Raw genomic sequence first — 15,953 nt, forward strand, 5'->3', positions numbered from 1 at the left:
GGCCGTGGAGCGGATCGATCGTCGTCATCCCGGCGGGAGCCGGGCTCTAGTCCTTGGCCGTGCTGACCTCGGCGGCCTCCGCGGCGGCGACGGAGCGGCCGCCGGGCACCATGTCCCCGCCCCCGTGGTCGGCGGTGCGGTGGGCCGGGAGCAGGTCGAGCACCGCCTGCCGGTGCGTCGCCGAGGTGGCGTCGTCGTACGGGTCCGGGGTCGCCGGCACCTGGAGCCGGTGCACCGGGCCCATGCCCAGCCGCGCGTACCCCCGCCCGGGCGGCACCACGGCCGGCGGGGTGGTGCTCGGCGGCGCCCCGAGGACACCCGCGACCTGCGAGGCCGAGGCCGGTCCGAGGACGATCCGGGCCCGGGTGTGGGCGAAGACGCCGTCGGTGAGCAGCTCAAGGTTCTCGAACTGCTCGGCGACCACCACCGTCACCGTGGCCGACCGCCCGTGCCGCAGCGGCACCTGCAGCAGCGCCAGCGGGTCGGGCCGGCCCTCGGCGTGCGCGAGGTGGCCGAGGACGCTCGGCCGGTCGAGCAGGATCCACAGCGGCCGCCGGGTGTCGTCGGGGGCGGGCCGGCCCGCCTGCCGGGCCCGGTTCGCGGCGATCAGCCGCCGCTCCGTCTCGTGCGCGGCCCATTCCAGCGTGGCCAGCGCGCCCGCCAGCCCGCACTCCACGGCCAGGACGCCCGCGCGGCCCATCAGGCAGGCGTACTCGCCGGCCGCGCCGCCGTCCACGATCAGCACCTCGCCGTGCCGCAGCGCCTGCAGGGCGAGCGAGCGGACCAGCGTCGAGGTGCCGCTGCCGGGCTGGCCCACGGCCAGCAGGTGGGGCTCGGTGGCCCGTCCGCCGGTGCGCCACAGCACCGCCGGCGCGTCGCGCGGCCGGCCGTCTTCGGTCACCGGCAGGGTGCGCTGCACGACGCTCGTGTCGGTGAAGCCGAGGACCACCTCACCGGGTGCGGTGACGAACGGCTGGGCCGGGATCTCCGTCGGCAGGGCGGGCAGCACGCTCATGTCGAGCTGGTTGGCCTCCTCGTCCCAGGCGAAGAGGTACTCGCGGCCGCGCCCGGACTTGGCGTGCAGCAACTGCTCGATGCGGGCCCGGGACGCGGCCTCGCCGTCGGTGAAGTACGCCGGGTAGCGGATCCGCAGCGTGGTCAGCCGGCCCGCCGCGTCGAAGGCGTAGCCGCTGAGCGCCTTGTCCCAGGCGCCGCCGTGCGCGAAGAGCGGGGCGGGGTCCTCGGGGACGGCGAAGTAGGGGACGAGGGCTTCGTAGAGCCCCGCGAGGCGTTCGGTCTCGGCGTCGGACGGCCCCGTCCTGGTCGGCGTGCGGTCGCGGCCGTGCCAGGCGGCCGCGACCGTGACGGCGCCGACGGCCAGCAGCGGCCCGTACGGGACGAGTACGACCGCCAGCAGGCAGGCCGCCACCAGGAAGAGCGTGGGACCGCGCCTGTCCTTGGGGGTGTCGGCCCACCTGCGCCGCCCGGTGGCGGCCAGGACGCGCAGCCCGCGTCCGATGGTGAGGAGCGGATGGAAGACGTCCGTGGCACTGTCGGCGGCCGTGCGCGCGAACTGCCGGCTCCTGGCCAGCGATGCGCTGCCGCTGCTGAGGATGCGGGGAAGTGGTCGCCGGGCCACGGGCGTCTCCTGGAGTTGTCTCTTGCGTGTCGTGCGTACCGGACGCCGTCCAGCGGCGGCCGGGAAGGGGGTCGGGACTCGACCGGGGGGATCAGAGCTTGATGCCCCCCAGCAGCGAGGCGATGCTCGCGGTGCTGGCCGTGATGCTCGGGGCGATGGCGGAGCCCGCGAGGAAGAAGCCGAAGAGCGCGGCGACGAACGCGTGCGACAGCTTCATCCCGTCCTTGCGGAAGAAGAGGAAGCAGATGATGCCGAGCAGTACGACGCCCGAGATGTTCAGGACCATGGGTTCTCCTGGTAGGTGGGGACAGTCACCATCAGTTGTTCCAGGCTCACAGGAAGTATCTATGCGATAAAAGGTGCATACGGGTGAATTCCGGTGGATTTCACTTGACTGGGCGCGTTCGGGTGGCGGGACGGGGCGGCTTCGGGGGCTTTTCGGGGCGGTACCCGCCGTGTCCGCGTCGGGGCAGTACCCTGTCGATTCACTCGTACGGACCCAGTGCCGTACCCCTCACGGCCCGCCCGGCCTGGGGAGACTCAAGCCGGCAGCCCTGCCGGGAGCGGTGGAAAGGCGGTACGTCAGATGAGCGGGACCCCGGAGCGCGCGGACAACCCGGAGACCCCTGACGCCGACGTGGTCGAACTGGCCACCAAGATCTTCGATCTGGCGCGGCAGGGGGACGCCGCGACGCTCGGCGCGTACATCGACGCGGGCGTGCCGGCGAACCTCACCAACGACCGCGGCGACACCCTCGTGATGCTCGCCGCCTACCACGGCCACGCCGAGGCCGTCACCGCCCTGCTGGCCCGCGGCGCCGAGGCCGACCGGGCCAACGACCGGGGCCAGACCCCGCTCGCCGGCGCCGTCTTCAAGGGCGAGACGGACGTCATCCGCGCCCTCCTCGCCGGCGGCGCCGACCCGGACGCGGGCACCCCCTCCGCGGTCGACACGGCCCGCATGTTCGGCAAGGCCGACCTGCTGGAGCTCTTCGGGGCCGCGCAGGACTCGCAGGGCACTTGATCGGCGGGCGCGCCGCGGGGGAGGCCGTAAATGTGGTCGCGGCGCGCAAAGCGGCTGGGTCATCATGGCGTCGGATCGGGACATCGCCCGACATCACGGGGGGAAGCTCCGGACACTGACGAAAGGCTGAAAGTGATGGTCTACATCAAGCGGAAGACGACTGCGGGCGCCTCGACATGCTGTTACGCGGCCACGTGAACCCCGTTTCCCGGTTGCGTCCCCAGCTTGATTTGAGGCCATTCCCATGTTCGAACCAGTCATAGCGCCAAGCGGAACCCTGCTCGGCCTCCTCCAGAGAGGCCGCGGCGACGGGACCCTGCACGCGCTCGCGGCACCGCGCCCGGAGGCGCTCGCCGCGCTGAACCACTGCGTGCTGCGCGATCCCCGCCGCGACTGGCAGGTCGAGAACCGCTCCCTCTACTACGCACGCCTCTACCTGGACCTCAACGGCCCGCTCGCCGAGATCGAGGCCCACCTGTTCAGCGCCGAGGACCTGCTCGACCAGGACGAGGACCCGGACGAGAACCGCACCGGCCTCGCCCTGTCCGTCCTGGGACACCTCGCGTCCTACGGCCGCGACGACGCGCTCATGCTGCTGCGGCGCTACGCCGCGACCGGCGCGAACTGGTCCTGGGCCCTCGACGAGCTCGCCGTCCGCGACGACGACGCCGGCCTGCGCGGCCTCGGCCCCTCCGTCATGCGCCGCTTCCCCGCCACCCCTGACGGCGAGGCGCGGCTGGCGACGGCGGTGCGCGACGCGTACGAGCCCCGGCCCTGGCGGCTGTGGGAGGAGCTCCCCACCTACCGGGCCCGCCTCGCGGCCGCCCGCGAGCAGGGCAGCTTCGACCGCTGGCAGCGCCAGCTCTCCCCGTCCGGGCCGCGCCCGGGCTGGAGCGTACGGGCCGTGCTCGACTGGGCCGAGGAGGGCCTGCGCCGGGGCACCCCGCTGCACGTGCCGGCCGCCCGCTGCCTGGCCGCCGTGGCCACGCCCGAGGACCGGCCGGAGATCCTGGCCGCTGCCGTCTCCGGCTCCGAGGCCGCCCGGGCCACCGCCCTGCACCACCTGGTCGTGGCCGAACCGGAGAACCCGGCGGTGCTCGACCTGGTCGAGGCGGCGGCCGACGACGAGGCGGTGATCGCGGCGTACGAGCGCATGCTGACCCCGCTGGCCGTCGACCGGGCCCGCATCTGGGTGCACCGGCAGGACGCCCTGGGCGCCGCCGCCGGCCGGATGCTCGCCGACCGCGGCGACCTCGCCGACGCCCCGCTGGTCCTGGGGGCCCTCCGGGACGCCGTACGCGGCGACGGGCCCGACTCCGCCGCCCTGTGGCCGCTGGTCGACGGGGCCGGCCGCCTCGAAATCGCGTGTGCGGCCCCCGTCCTGCGGCACGTCTACCGCGAGACGGCCTCCTCCCACCTGCGCGGCCGCGCCGCCGCGGCGCTCTCCGCCACGGACCCCCGCTTCGCCGCGGGCTTCGCGGTCGAGTGCCTGTGGGACTGCGAGGAGTCCACGCGCGAGCTGGCCGCCCGGTACGCCGAGACGGGCGACGTCCGCGTCGTCGACCGGCTGCGCCGCCTGGCCGCCGATCCGGCGGAGGAGGAGGACGTCCAGTCCGCCGTCCGCAGCCGCATCACCCCCGACCCGGCCCTGTAGCCGGCCGCCCGTCACCCCCTCCCGGCCCCCGACCGCCACCCACGGCGTCGGGGGCCGGGTGCGATCCTGGCCCGCATGGACGACCTCGACATGTCGCGCGAGCGGTACCTGACGTTGACCCTGATGTCCCTCCTGGCGGCCGACACCCGGGACCAGATCGCGTGGCTGGGCGAGCGCGAGCTCGACACGGGGTCCGTGGTCGAGGAGGCGGAGCTGTACTGCCGCGTGTGCGAGGGTCTCGCGGAGCGCGGCCGCTTCGAGCCCGAGGCCCTGCCCGACCTCCGGGCCGTCGGCCGGCGCCTGGGCGGGATCGACGCCGCGGCCCGCGCCGCCCCCTGGGCCCGCGCCCTGACCACGGACCCGGTGTGGGACGAGATCCGCACCCTGGCCCGCCGGGTGCTCGTCACGACCCTCGGCGACTGGCGCCGACCCCTGCCGCGCCCCGTGCCCCCGGCCACGGGCGACCGCTGACGTCCCGTGGCCGCTGCCGGAAAACCGGTTGGGCCCGCCGCTCCCGGGCTGCGATCATGCCCGTTTCCCCGGTGGCGGAGGTCGTGTGGTCGTTTTCGTGTGCGCGGGGTGCGACGCCGAGCTGACTGCACCGTTGTCCCAGGTCGCCCTGCCGGTCCACGCCCGCCAGTCGTACGGGAACGGGATCCAGCTCCCGGTCCTCATGGACCCGGGCACCTTCGCGGTGGACCCGGAGCCGTGGGGACCGCCGTGGCGGCCGTGGGCCGAGGTCCCTCCGGAGGAGGCGGCCGCCCGGGGCCTCCACGCTCCGGTCCACCGCGTCTCCGACGGCCCGCCCGGCGCGATCGTCATCGCGCCGGGCGACGCACGGGGCACCGTACTGGTCCCGGAGAACCGCGGGTCCGGCAACTGCTGCGGGCTCGACGGGGGCGGTGGCCCCAACACGGCCTGCGCGGAGTGCGGCCTCCCCGTGGCGACCCGGATCGACGACTGCTCGCTCTGGCAGGCGACGTGGTTCGACCCGGACGCGGTGCGCCGCCTCCCCGTCGACGGTGACGGGATCGCATCGCGTCCCTGGGAGGAGCTGATGGCGGAAGGCGGGGGCACGCCCCCGTTCGAGCCCGTCACCACGTGGGGCGAGCGCCAGAGGGCCGGCCATTGGTCGAACCACCACTGGTCCTGGAGTCCGCAGTGGGAGGCGGCCGCCGGCCGGGCGCTCGCCCACCTGTTGGCCGCCTCGGAGGGACGGCCGGTCACCGTCCCCGACGGTCTGCCCGGCGAGATGTTCCAGCGGGCCCTCGACGCCCTGCTGCCGGCCGGTCCGCGGCCGCGACGCGCCGTCCTGGCCGGGCCGGGGCGGCCGGCCCCGGAAAAGGACGCCGACATCGCCCTGGTCCCGGTCCATCCGCAGACGGGCCGGGCCTGGACCCCGGCCGACCTGGCGACGTACCCCGTGCCGCTGCCGTTCGGAGTGTGGCTGTGGCTCGTGTCCCCCGAGCGGGACCTGCCCCTGCCCGCCTCCGGAGGCCTGCCCCACGGCGTCCTGCGCGACGACTTCGATCCGCCCGCCCCGCATCCCCTGCACCTCTTCCGGGCCGACGGGCGCGTGCTCGGGCACACCCTGGCCCGGCTGCCTGGGGTCCGCAGCCCGTGGCTGCGGGCGGTGTTCGACTCCCTGATGCGGTCCGAACACGTGGGCCTCTTCTAGGCACGGGTAAGTGCCGCCGGTCGCATCCCCCCCGTGGCGGCGACGGTCGCGGCCGCCACGACGGCGCACCCGGCCGGCCGGGTCAGTTCGGGACGAAGACCAGCGGCGTGCCCGGGCGGGCCTGGGCCGCGAGGGCCAGGGCGGGGGGCGGGACGACGCCGACGACCGGGTAGCCGCCGGTCACCGGGTGGTCGGCCAGGAAGACGACCGGGAGCCCGTCCGGCGGGACCTGGACGGCCCCCAGGACCATGCCCTCGCTGGGGAGTTCGCCCTCGCGGACGCGCGTCAGCCCCGGCCCGCCCTCCGTCCGCAGTCCGATCCGGTTGCTCGCCGGGGCCACCCGGTAGCGCGCGCCGAACAACTCCCCCGCCCGGAACCAGTCGTCCCGCGGCCCCGGCCGTACCGGCAGCACCAGCTCCGCGGGCGGCGCGGGCGCCCGTACGACGTCCACCCCCGCCACCGGAGCGGTCGGCGCCGGGCCGACCGGCAGCCGCACGCCGGGCGCGAGCGGGGCGGGGCCCAGCCCCGAGAGGAGGTCCGCGGACCGGCTGCCGAGCACGGCCGGCACCGCCAGCCCGCCGCGCACCGCCACGTACGTCCGCAGGCCCGCCACCGCCCGGCCCACCTCCAGCACCGCGCCCGCGGGCACCCGCACCGGGGCGCCCCAGGCGGCCGGTCGGCCCGCGACGCGCACCGGGCACGGGGCGCCCGTCACCGCGACGGTGACGGGGGCGGCGGCGCGCAGCGCGACGCCGTCCACGGTGGTCTCCAGGCCGGCCGCCCCGTCCGGGTTGCCGAGCAGCCGGTTCGCCAGCGCGAGCGCCGGGAGGTCCAGCGCGCCGGAGTGCGGCACGCCGACGTGCGCGTACCCGGGGCGGCCCAGATCCTGCACGGTGGTCAGCGCCCCCGGCCGCACGACCTCCAGCTCCACGGCCTCCGCCCCCGCCCCCCTCCCCGCCCTGGCCGCCACCGCCTCCGTCTCCACCGGCCGCGCCGCGCCCCCGCTCATCCGTCCGCCTCCGTGAAGCGCACCCGCGTCCCCGGCGCGAACAGCGCCGCCGGGTCGCGGTCCGGGTCCCACAGCACCGCGTCCGTCGTCCCGACCAGCTGCCAGCCGCCCGGCGACGAGCGCGGGTACACGCCCGCGAACTCGCCCGCCAGCGCCACCGACCCGGCCGGCACCGCCGTCCGGGGCGTGGCCCGGCGCGGCACGTGGAAGCGTTCCGGCAGGCCCGTCAGGTAGCCGAACCCCGGCGCGAAGCCGCAGAACGCCACCCGGAACTCCACCGACGCCATGACCTCGGGCACCGGCGCGCCCCACAGCGCCGCCACCTCGGCCAGGTCCGGTCCGTCGTACCGCACCGGAACCACCAGCTCCGGTCCCGTGGCCGGCGCCAGGTCCGGCACGTCCCAGCCCGGCAGCCGCGCCGCCAGGGCCGCCGCGTCCCGCACCCCGTCCAGCAGCACGGTCCGCGCCGCCGGCACGATCTCTCGCACGCCCCCCAGCTCGCCCGCCGCCCGCCGGCGCAGCAGCTCCGCGTGCACCGCGGCCACCTCCGCCGCCGAGCCCACCTCGACCAGCAGCGCCTCGCGACCCACCGGCAGCACGCGCATGCGCACGCTCACGCGAAGGCCCCGATCCGGATCCCGGCCCCCTCCAGGGCCGCCCGGACCCGGGCCGCGAGCTCCGCGGCCCCCGGCGTGTCCCCGTGCAGGCACAGCGACCGCCCCGCCCCCGCGCCCGCCAGGGCCAGCGCCTGGGCGATCACCGCGCCCGGCTCGTGCAGCACCGCGCCCGGCTCCGAGCGGGGCACCAGCGTGCCCTCCGCCGTGTACGCGCGGTCCGCGAAGCACTCGGGAACCGCGCGCATCCCCGCCTCCCCGGCGGCCCGCAGCAGCCGTGAACCGGGCAGTCCGAGCACCGGCAGCCCCGTGCCGGCCGCCAGCCGCACCCCCTCGACCACGGCCGCCGCCTGCTCGACGTCGTGCACGGTCCGGTTGTACAGGGCGCCGTGCGGCTTGACGTACGCCACCGCGCCCCCGGCCGCCCGCGCGAACACCTCCAGCGCGCCGATCTGGTACGCCACCTCGTCCGCCAGCTCGCGCGCGGGCACGTCCATCGCCCGCCGCCCGAACCCCGCCAGGTCCCGGTAGGACACCTGGGCCCCGATCCGCACCCCGCGGGCCACCGCCAGCTCGCACACCCGCCGCATCGTCGAGGGGTCCCCGGCGTGGAAACCGCAGGCCACGTTGGCGCTGCTGACCACCGAGAGCAGCGCCTCGTCGTCCGTCAGGGTCCAGCGCCCGAAGCCCTCGCCGAGGTCCGCGTTGAGGTCGATCACCGACGTGTCCGGCGCCGCCGCGTCCGGTGCGATCATGGAAGCCATGCCGTGAGCGTAGGACAGGCCCCCGCCCCGCATCCCCGCACCCGGGGAAGATCGGGTCGAACCACGCCGTTTGGGTCGTTGTCGGGGGGAGCGCCTACTCTTTCCGTCGTGACTCTCCCCGCCCCGGTGAAGACCCTTCCGTCCCCGGCACCGGGCCCGGCCGCCGACGAGGGCCTGGCCCGGCGGCTGCGCGCGCTCGCCTGCACCGCCCCCCTGCACGACCTCGACGCGCGCAAGGCCAACCTGGCCGGCGAGTACACGGTCTACGCCATGGCGGAGGTCGCCCTCGCGGCGATCGACCTGGTCACGCTCAACATGGACTTCGACACCGGGGCCGACCACGAGCAGATAGTGGCCAGGCTGCTGCCCCGGGTCGCCGCCCAGGCCCCGCAGCGCCCCGCCGCCGAGCACGAGCGCGTGGCCCGCTGGGTCCTGGAGAACCTGATCAACGTCGGCAGCGTGGACCGCGGTTTCCGCGCCGTCTACGGCACCTTCGGACCCGACGGGGTCTACGTCCGCCGCGACTACGACTTCAAGCTCCTCGAAGAGGTCCCCGGCTACGGCGGCACGGTGTACCTGCGCACCACCGACGAGGCCGTCAACGTGCTGGTCGGCGCCCTCGACACGGACGTCACCAGCGCCCAGATCGCCGCCGAGGTCAAGCTGGAGGTGCTGATCAGCCGAGGCCGGCTCGCGGACGCCCAGCTCGCCGCCGAACAGGCCCGCTACCGGACGGTCCAGTACGCCGAGACGCTCCGCAAGACCCTCGACGCGACCCGGCGCAACGTCCGCGCGGTGGACTGGCTGCAGTCCGTGCCGGACATGATCGCCGAGGCGCTGGAGCACGTGGCGGACCGCTACCGGCACGAGAACGCGATCCTCACCAACATCCGCAAGGCCCGCGACGAGGCCGAGGACCCCGAGCACAAGCGGCGCGCCGCCGAACTGGTCGACATCGTCAAGGACTGCATCCGCCGCCACACGCAGCTGCAGTCCCGCCTCCTGGAGGCCGGCCCGCTGTTCCGCGCCGAGCAGGACCGGCAGGCCTTCGCCGCCCCGGCCCCGACCGCCGGCATCGACCTGTACGGCCAGCTGGTCGCCCCCACCCTGCCGCTGCCGCTCGCGCAGGCCACCCGGGTCACCGACGCGTTCTTCGCCCGCGGCACCGGCCTGCGCACGCCCGTGTCCGTACGGGTCGCGGACCTGGTCGAGATACTGCTCACGCCGCCGCTGGAGCGCGAGCACCTCGGTGCCGAGATGCCCGAGCCTGACCTGATCGCCACCCCGGACGACAGCCGCTTCAGCGAGGAGCAGCTGGCCGCGGCCATGGAGCTGCTGGACCTGCCGCACGACGCGCCGCGCCGGCTGTCCGGCCTGCTGGCCGAGGCCCGCCGCACCGACCCCGACCTGCCCTACCTGGTGGCCCTGCTCGCCGTGCACGCCGCCAGCCCGGCGGTGGGCACGGCGTACCGGCAGGGCGAGGAGCGGCTGCTGTTCGCCGTCGACGACGGGACGGAGCTGGACGACCCCGAATTCGGCGGTGCCGACCTGATCGTGGGCACGGCCCTCCTGGACGCGGCGGGGATGGCCGCCGACCGGACGGAGGCCGCGTGACCGCCGCACCCGTCGCCCCGGCCCCCGTTGCCCCGGCCCCCGCCGCACCAGGCGGCCCCCGCCCCGCCGACAGCCATCACCACACCTACATCACCCGCCCCACCCGCACCCCCGGCACAGCCCGCACCGCCAAGGAGTCCCACCCGTGAGCGACCACCACGCCGAGTACCCCGCGTGGAGCGAGCCGGAGCCGTCGCAGGCGCCGGCCGCGCCGGCCACCGGGACCCCTGCGGTGACCCCCGCCGACGCCGCCGACGCGGCCCGGCTCGTGGCCTTCGGACTCCAGCCCAAGCTGCTGCCCGCCCGCGACGCCGAGTACGCCGAGCTGCTGCGCCGCTACCGCGAGGACCCCGCCTTCGCGCGCCTCGCCGACGCCGTCGCCACCGGCCTCGGCCTGGTCGTGCTGGAGGTCTCCCCGCGCGCGGGGATGGCCGTGGCCGCCGGCGAGGACTCCGTCTTCGCCGTCCGCATGGGCGACTACGCCCGCCGCACCGCCGCCGACGGCGGCGACCGCTTCCTGCACGGCCTGGCCCACCTGGCCGTGGCCGCCCTGGCCTTCCCCCGGCCCGAGGACCTCGCCGACGACGGCTACATCGGCCGGGTCACGGTCAACGGCGTGGACGGCTTCGTCCGCCAGGCCTGCCGCCGCCTGGAGGAGCGCGCCGAGGAACTGGGCGAGAACACCGACCCCGCCACCGGCGCCCCCGGCCTGGAGGCCGCCTGGCGCGTCTACGCCCGCCGCAGCGCGACCGGCGCCACCAAGGACGCCCGCCGCCTGGCCGGCTCCACCACCGGCATCGTCGGCAAGGCCGTGGCCTTCCTGACCGACTCCGGCTTCCTGCAGCGCACCGGCGACGACGCGGGCGGCACCTACCGCACCACCCCCCGCTACCAGCTCCAGGTCCGCGACATGGCCGGCAGCGCCGCGCTGGCCGAGCTGATCGAACTGGGCGTGGTCCCGGTCACCGACGGCACCGCCACCCTGCTGCCGCCGCCCGAGGGCGACGACCTGGAGCTGGCCGCCGACGCCGGACTGCCGTTCCACGCCTGACGCCGAGCCGCTCCCGTACGCGCCCCGACCGGGCCGTAAGCGGCCCGGGGCCCGCGCCGTACGACCGTACGCACCGGCCCCGCCGGGGCCCCGACCGCCACCACCGCACCAGACACCACGAGAGTCCGCCGCCATGTACGAGCTGTCCCGGATCCGCCTCTACTCCATCGGGCCCGCCGGTGCGCGCTACGCCGACACCGTGCTCGACCTGCGCGGAGTCGGCGCACCGGTGCCGACCCCGGCACCCACCCAGGCGGAGTTCTTCGAGGACGAGCCGACCGGCCCGCCGCGCCGCCCGGCCCCCGCGGGCGTCCTCTTCCTGGAGAACGGCGGCGGCAAGTCCGTCCTCCTCAAGCTGATCTTCTCGGTCATGCTGCCCGGCCACCGCAACACCCTCGGCGGCGCCAGCTCCGGCGTGCTCCGCAAGTTCCTGCTCGCCGACGACTGCGGACACGTCGCGCTGGAGTGGCAGCACACCCAGACCGGCGAGTGCGTGGTCGTCGGCAAGGTCAGCGAGTGGCGCGGCCGGCAGGTCTCCAACGACCCCCGCAAGTTCGCCGAGGCCTGGTACTCCTTCCGCCCCGGACCCGGCCTGAGCCTGGACAACCTCCCCGTCGCCGAGTCCACCGCCGTGCGCCCGCCCGTCGAGGGCGCCTCCGGCGCCCAGGGCCGCCGCCGCACGATGAAGGGCTTCCGCGACGCGATCACCGAGGCCGGCAAGGCGTACCCGCACCTCGACGTGTACTGGGAGGAGATCCACGACCGCTGGAACGAGCACCTCGGCGAACTGGGCCTCGACCCCGAACTCTTCCGCTACCAGCGCGAGATGAACGCCGACGAGGGCGAGGCCGCCGGCCTCTTCGCGGTCAAGAAGGACTCCGACTTCACCGACCTGCTGCTGCGCGCCGTCACCGACACCCGCGACACCGACGGCCTCGCCGACCTGGTGCACGGCTTCGGCAACAAGCTCGGCCGGCGCGCCGAGCTGATGGCCGAGCGGGACTTCACCGCCGGCTCCCTCGACCTGCTCACCCGCATCGCCGAGGCCGCCGAGAAGCGCGGCCGCACCCGCGACGTGCACGCCGGTGCCGAGCGCCGCACCCGCACCCTCGCCCGCCGGCTGTCCGCCCGCGCCGCCGAGGAGCGCGGTCGGGCCGCCGAGCTCGCCCAGGCCGTCACCACCGCCGCCCACCAGGTCACCGAAGCCGAGTCCGCCAAGGGCCGCAGCTCCCTGATCGCCGCCGAGCTCGCCTACCGGCACGCCTCGCTGGCCCTCGGCGTGGCCGAGAAGGCCGCCGCCGCCCAGCGCCGCGAACTGGCCGACGCCCGCACCCTGTACGCCGCCTGGCAGGCCGCCGAGGCCGTCCTGCGCCACCGCGCGGCCGCCGACCGCTCCGCCCGCGTCTCCGCCGCGATCCAGGAGGCCGAGCGCGACGCCGCCCCGGCCCTGGCGGCCCGCGCCACCGCCGCCGCCGACCTCGTACGGGCCCTCCACGCCGCCGCCGAGGCGGGCGAGCGGGTCGCCAACGAGGAGGAGGAGCGCTCCGCCGGCCTCCAGGCCGCCGGCGAGGCCGCCCACCGCGACGCCACCGCCGCCGCGACCGCCGCCCAGAAGGCCCGCAGCGAATCCGAGCACCTGCGCCAGCGCCTGGCCGAGGTGGAGCAGGAGACCGCCGAGGCCGTCCGCGCCGGCTGGCTCGACGACTCCGCCCCCGACGCCGACCCGGCCCGCGCCGCGCTGGCCGCCAGCGACGCCGAGAAGACCGCCGTCGCCGCCTGGGACGCGGCCCGAGAGGCCGCCCGAGGCGCCACCGACGCCGCCCGCGAGGCCACCGCCGCCGAGTCCCGCGCCGAGCTGGCCGCCGCCCGTGCCGCCGACGCCGCGGACGGCGCCGAGGCCGCGTACGAGGCCGAACGCCGGGCCGCCGCCTCCATCGGCGAGGACCCGCGCCTGGCGGCCCTGCTGGGCCTGCCGGGGGCCGCCGCCCGCCCCGCCGTCCCCGGGCCCCGCGCCGCCCAGGACGCGCCCGCCGACCCCGACGGGGAACCCCGCGGCCTGAGCGCCGAGGACCTCGACCGCAGCGCCGACGACCTCCAGCACCTCCTCGACACCGGCGTCCAGGCCGCCGAGCGCCAGCTCTTCGACCTGCGCACGGCCGCCGCCGACGACGCCCGCATCCTCGGCGCCCTCGGTGACGGGGGGCTGCTCCCGCCCGGCCCCGACGTCCTGGCCACCGTCGAGTACCTCGGCGAGCACGGCATCCCCGCACTGCCCGGCTGGCGCTACCTCGCCCAGTCCGTCGACCCCGCCGACCACGCCGCCGTGCTCGCGGCCCGCCCCGAGCTCGTCGACGGCGTCGTCATCACCGACCCCGACAGCCACGCCCGCGCCCGCGAGGTGCTCGGCGCCGCCGCCCTGCTGCCCCGCTCGGCCGTCGCCGTCGGTACGGCGGCGGCCCTGCTCGCGCCGGTGCCGCCCGCCGACACGACGGACACGGGCGTGTTCCTCGTACCGCCGAACCCGGCCATGCACGACGAGTTCGCCGCCGACGAGGAGCGCCGGGCGCTGCGCGCCCGCGCCACCGAGCGCGACGCGGAGATCCGCGAGCTCGCCGCCCGGCTGGCCGGCGACCGGGCCCTCGCGGCCCGCCTCGGGTCCTGGCGCACCGGCTGCCCGCCCGGCCGCCTCGCCGACCTGGCCGCGGCCGCCACCACCGCCCGTACGGCCGCCGAGGAGGCCGCCGCCCGTCTCGCCGAGACCCGCACCGCCCGCGCCGAGGCCGACGAGGTCGCCGCCGACGCCGCCCGGGTGCGCGACGAGCGCCAGGACGTCGCCCAGCGCGCCCGCCGCGCCGCCGACGCCCTGGCCGGCCTCGCCTACCGGCTGCGCGAGCGGGCCGGCTGGCAGGTCAAGGTCCGCGAGCTCGCCGACGAGGCCGCCGAGTCCGAGGCCCGCGCAGAGGCCTGCCTGGACCGGGCCCGGGCCGCCGACGAGGACCGCCGCGCCGCCCAGCGCGCCGCCGACGACGCCCACCGCACCTCCCGCGCCCTGCGCGCCGAACGCGCCGAGATCGCCGGCGCCCCCGACCCGCTGCCCGAGGGCGAGGCCCCGGGCGCCCCGCTGCCCGCCCTCCGCGAGGCCTACCGGGCCGCCTCCCAGGTGTACGAGAAGGTCGGCGTCGGCGCCGACCTGCGCGCCGAGCAGGCCCGCGCCGAGAGCGACGAGAGCGCCGCCCTCGCCGAGCTCGACCGGCTCACCAACAAGGTCCGCACCCGCGCCGCCCAGCTCCTGGAGGGCACCGACGGCGCCGACGGCCCGTCCCGCCAGGCCGCCGCCGCCCGTGCCGAGCAGCTCGTCCAGATGCTGGAGTCGCGCACCTCGGCCGCCAGCGAGCAGCTCGGCCGGCTGCGCGGCGAGGCCGAACGGCTCGCCCCGGCCGACGGCGAGTCCCACACCGAGCTGACCGAGGACCGGATCCCGGCCGACGTCGAGCAGGCCCAGGCCATGCTGCGGGCCGCCAGCGCCCAGCTGGCCGCGCACTCCGCCGCCGTCGAGAGCGCCCGCGCCGCGCACGCCGAACTGCTGTCCGCCCACCGCGCCGCCGAGGACGGCGCCGGCGGCTTCGACGAGACCGCCGCCCTCCTGCGCGACCTGCTCCGCGACCACCAGCAGGCCGACGAGGACGAGACGGAGGGCGGCCCGTACCCGGGCAGCCTCGCCGAGGCCCGCCAGTCGGCCGCCGAGGCCCGCCGCTCGCTGCGCGGCTGCGCCGCCGACCTGTCGGCCGCCGAGGCCGCCGTGCGCGAGGCGAGCGACGTACTCGTCCGGCACGCCAACGCCACCCGCTACGAGCAGGTGCGCACCCCCGCCCGCCAGCAGATCCGCGAACTGCCCGTCGCCACCCTGCCCGACCACGCCTCGGCCTGGGCGGTGGCCTTCGCCCCGCGGCTGCGCGTGCTCACCGACGAACTGGAGCAGCTGGAGCGCAACCGCGACTCGATCGTCGACCGGCTGCGCGGCCTGGTGGAGTCCTCCCTGGCCACCCTGCGCTCCGCCCAGCGGCTCTCCCAGCTCCCGGAGGGCCTGGGGGAGTGGTCGGGCCAGGAGTTCCTGCGCATCCGGTTCGAGGAGCCCGACCAGGCCGCCCTCACCGAGCGGCTCGGCGAGGTCATCGACGACGCGACCCGCTCGGCGGTCAAGAAGAACGCCGCGTTCGGCGAGGGCCGGCGCGACGGCATGTCCCTGCTGCTGCGCGGTGTCCACGCGGCGCTGCAGCCGCGCGGGATCGCCGTCGAGATCCTCAAGCCGGACGCCGTGCTGCGCGCCGAGCGCGTCCCGGTCGGGCAGATGGGCGACGTGTTCTCCGGCGGCCAGCTGCTGACCGCAGCGATCGCGCTCTACTGCACGATGGCCGCCCTGCGCAGCAACGACCGGGGCCGCGACCGGCACCGGCACGCGGGCACGCTCTTCCTCGACAACCCGATCGGTCGCGCCAACGCCACGTACCTGCTGGAGCTGCAGCGGGCGGTGTCCGACGCGCTGGGCGTGCAGCTCCTCTACACCACGGGTCTGTTCGACACCACGGCGCTGGCGGAGTTCCCGCTGGTCATCAGGCTCCGCAACGACGCCGACCTGCGCGCGGGCCTGAAGTACATCAGCGTCGAGGAACACCTGCGGCCGGGCCTGCCGCAGCAGGCGGCCGAGGGCGAGACGATCCACGGAGAGATCACGGCCACCCGCATGTTCCGCCGCACTCCGGTGCCGGCCGAGTAACCGGCCGGCGGGGCGGGGGCCGGGCCCCCCCGCCCCCGGGGCCCCCCCCCCGGGGCCCCCCGCCGGCGGCCCGGGGGGGCCCCCCCCCCCCGCCCGGGGGGCGCCCCCCCCGGGGGGGGGCCCGGGGGGGGG

13 protein-coding genes are annotated in these 15,953 nt (G+C 76.9%); 8 read left to right on the forward strand and 5 right to left on the reverse strand.

Going from position 1 to position 15,953, the window contains the following annotated elements; genetic code table 11:
• Positions 1 to 46: 46 nt before the first annotated feature.
• Both ACIQCH_RS23820 and ACIQCH_RS23825 read right to left on the reverse strand, forming a co-directional pair.
• A complete protein-coding gene (locus ACIQCH_RS23820) occupies positions 47 to 1,639 on the reverse strand; it encodes a hypothetical protein (protein WP_402583901.1) in 1,593 nt (530 codons plus the stop codon).
• A gap of 91 nt (positions 1,640 to 1,730) precedes the next feature.
• Complete coding sequence (locus ACIQCH_RS23825; RefSeq protein WP_030199023.1) at positions 1,731 to 1,925, reverse strand: hypothetical protein; 195 nt, start codon at positions 1,923 to 1,925, stop codon at positions 1,731 to 1,733.
• A 300-nt stretch (positions 1,926 to 2,225) separates the two neighbouring features.
• On the opposite strand from ACIQCH_RS23825, the gene ACIQCH_RS23830 reads away from it, so the two are divergent.
• The 4 genes from ACIQCH_RS23830 to ACIQCH_RS23845 all read left to right on the forward strand — a co-directional run bounded on the left by ACIQCH_RS23830 (position 2,226) and on the right by ACIQCH_RS23845 (position 5,995).
• Entirely contained in the window at positions 2,226 to 2,663 is a 438-nt protein-coding gene (locus ACIQCH_RS23830) for an ankyrin repeat domain-containing protein (protein ID WP_402583903.1), read from the forward strand.
• 244 nt (positions 2,664 to 2,907) lie between these two features.
• Positions 2,908 to 4,317 (forward strand): HEAT repeat domain-containing protein, encoded by a 1,410-nt coding sequence (locus tag ACIQCH_RS23835; protein WP_402583905.1) that lies wholly within the window; start codon positions 2,908 to 2,910, stop codon positions 4,315 to 4,317.
• A 75-nt stretch (positions 4,318 to 4,392) separates the two neighbouring features.
• Entirely contained in the window at positions 4,393 to 4,788 is a 396-nt protein-coding gene (locus ACIQCH_RS23840; protein WP_402583907.1) for a hypothetical protein, read from the forward strand.
• Between the two features lie 85 nt (positions 4,789 to 4,873).
• Positions 4,874 to 5,995, forward strand: a complete 1,122-nt coding sequence (locus tag ACIQCH_RS23845; RefSeq protein ID WP_402583909.1) for a hypothetical protein — start codon at positions 4,874 to 4,876, stop codon at positions 5,993 to 5,995.
• An 82-nt stretch (positions 5,996 to 6,077) separates the two neighbouring features.
• Here the strand turns inward: ACIQCH_RS23845 and ACIQCH_RS23850 are convergent, their stop codons facing one another.
• The 3 genes from ACIQCH_RS23850 to ACIQCH_RS23860 are packed head-to-tail and all read right to left on the reverse strand — an operon-like array spanning position 6,078 to position 8,337.
• Complete coding sequence (locus tag ACIQCH_RS23850; RefSeq protein ID WP_402583911.1) at positions 6,078 to 7,004, reverse strand: biotin-dependent carboxyltransferase family protein; 927 nt, start codon at positions 7,002 to 7,004, stop codon at positions 6,078 to 6,080.
• Positions 7,001 to 7,609: an allophanate hydrolase subunit 1 gene (locus ACIQCH_RS23855; protein WP_402583930.1), complete on the reverse strand. Its 609-nt coding sequence runs from the start codon at positions 7,607 to 7,609 to the stop codon at positions 7,001 to 7,003. The genes ACIQCH_RS23850 and ACIQCH_RS23855 overlap by 4 nt, the downstream gene beginning before the upstream one ends.
• An 8-nt stretch (positions 7,610 to 7,617) precedes the next feature.
• Positions 7,618 to 8,337: a LamB/YcsF family protein gene (locus ACIQCH_RS23860; RefSeq protein ID WP_402583931.1), complete on the reverse strand. Its 720-nt coding sequence runs from the start codon at positions 8,335 to 8,337 to the stop codon at positions 7,618 to 7,620.
• A gap of 153 nt (positions 8,338 to 8,490) precedes the next feature.
• Between ACIQCH_RS23860 and ACIQCH_RS23865 the strand changes: the two genes are divergently transcribed.
• The 4 genes from ACIQCH_RS23865 to ACIQCH_RS23880 all read left to right on the forward strand — a co-directional run bounded on the left by ACIQCH_RS23865 (position 8,491) and on the right by ACIQCH_RS23880 (position 15,821).
• On the forward strand, positions 8,491 to 9,996 hold the full coding sequence (locus ACIQCH_RS23865) for a hypothetical protein (RefSeq protein ID WP_402583913.1): 1,506 nt from the start codon (positions 8,491 to 8,493) through the stop codon (positions 9,994 to 9,996).
• Positions 9,993 to 10,145, forward strand: a complete 153-nt coding sequence (locus ACIQCH_RS23870) for a hypothetical protein (protein WP_402583914.1) — start codon at positions 9,993 to 9,995, stop codon at positions 10,143 to 10,145. Before ACIQCH_RS23865 ends, ACIQCH_RS23870 begins: the two co-directional genes overlap by 4 nt.
• The gene (locus ACIQCH_RS23875) at positions 10,142 to 11,047 is read left to right on the forward strand and encodes a hypothetical protein (protein ID WP_402583916.1); all 906 of its coding nucleotides are present in this window, start codon (positions 10,142 to 10,144) and stop codon (positions 11,045 to 11,047) included. Before ACIQCH_RS23870 ends, ACIQCH_RS23875 begins: the two co-directional genes overlap by 4 nt.
• A 133-nt stretch (positions 11,048 to 11,180) precedes the next feature.
• On the forward strand, positions 11,181 to 15,821 hold the full coding sequence (locus ACIQCH_RS23880; RefSeq protein WP_402583918.1) for a hypothetical protein: 4,641 nt from the start codon (positions 11,181 to 11,183) through the stop codon (positions 15,819 to 15,821).
• The last annotated feature ends 132 nt before the right edge of the window (positions 15,822 to 15,953 follow it).

Source organism: Streptomyces sp. NPDC093225 (assembly GCF_044753805.1).
Classification (GTDB): Bacteria; Actinomycetota; Actinomycetes; order Streptomycetales; family Streptomycetaceae; genus Streptomyces.

Bases quoted from the DNA above. Each gene is read 5' to 3' on its own strand.
- ACIQCH_RS23825 (WP_030199023.1), bottom strand. From the start codon at position 1,925: ATGGTCCTGAACATCTCGGGCGTCGTACTGCTCGGCATCATCTGCTTC.
- ACIQCH_RS23830 (WP_402583903.1), top strand. From the start codon at position 2,226: ATGAGCGGGACCCCGGAGCGCGCGGACAACCCGGAGACCCCTGACGCC.
- ACIQCH_RS23835 (WP_402583905.1), top strand. From the start codon at position 2,908: ATGTTCGAACCAGTCATAGCGCCAAGCGGAACCCTGCTCGGCCTCCTC.
- ACIQCH_RS23840 (WP_402583907.1), top strand. From the start codon at position 4,393: ATGGACGACCTCGACATGTCGCGCGAGCGGTACCTGACGTTGACCCTG.
- ACIQCH_RS23850 (WP_402583911.1), bottom strand. From the start codon at position 7,004: ATGAGCGGGGGCGCGGCGCGGCCGGTGGAGACGGAGGCGGTGGCGGCC.
- ACIQCH_RS23855 (WP_402583930.1), bottom strand. From the start codon at position 7,609: ATGCGCGTGCTGCCGGTGGGTCGCGAGGCGCTGCTGGTCGAGGTGGGC.
- ACIQCH_RS23880 (WP_402583918.1), top strand. From the start codon at position 11,181: ATGTACGAGCTGTCCCGGATCCGCCTCTACTCCATCGGGCCCGCCGGT.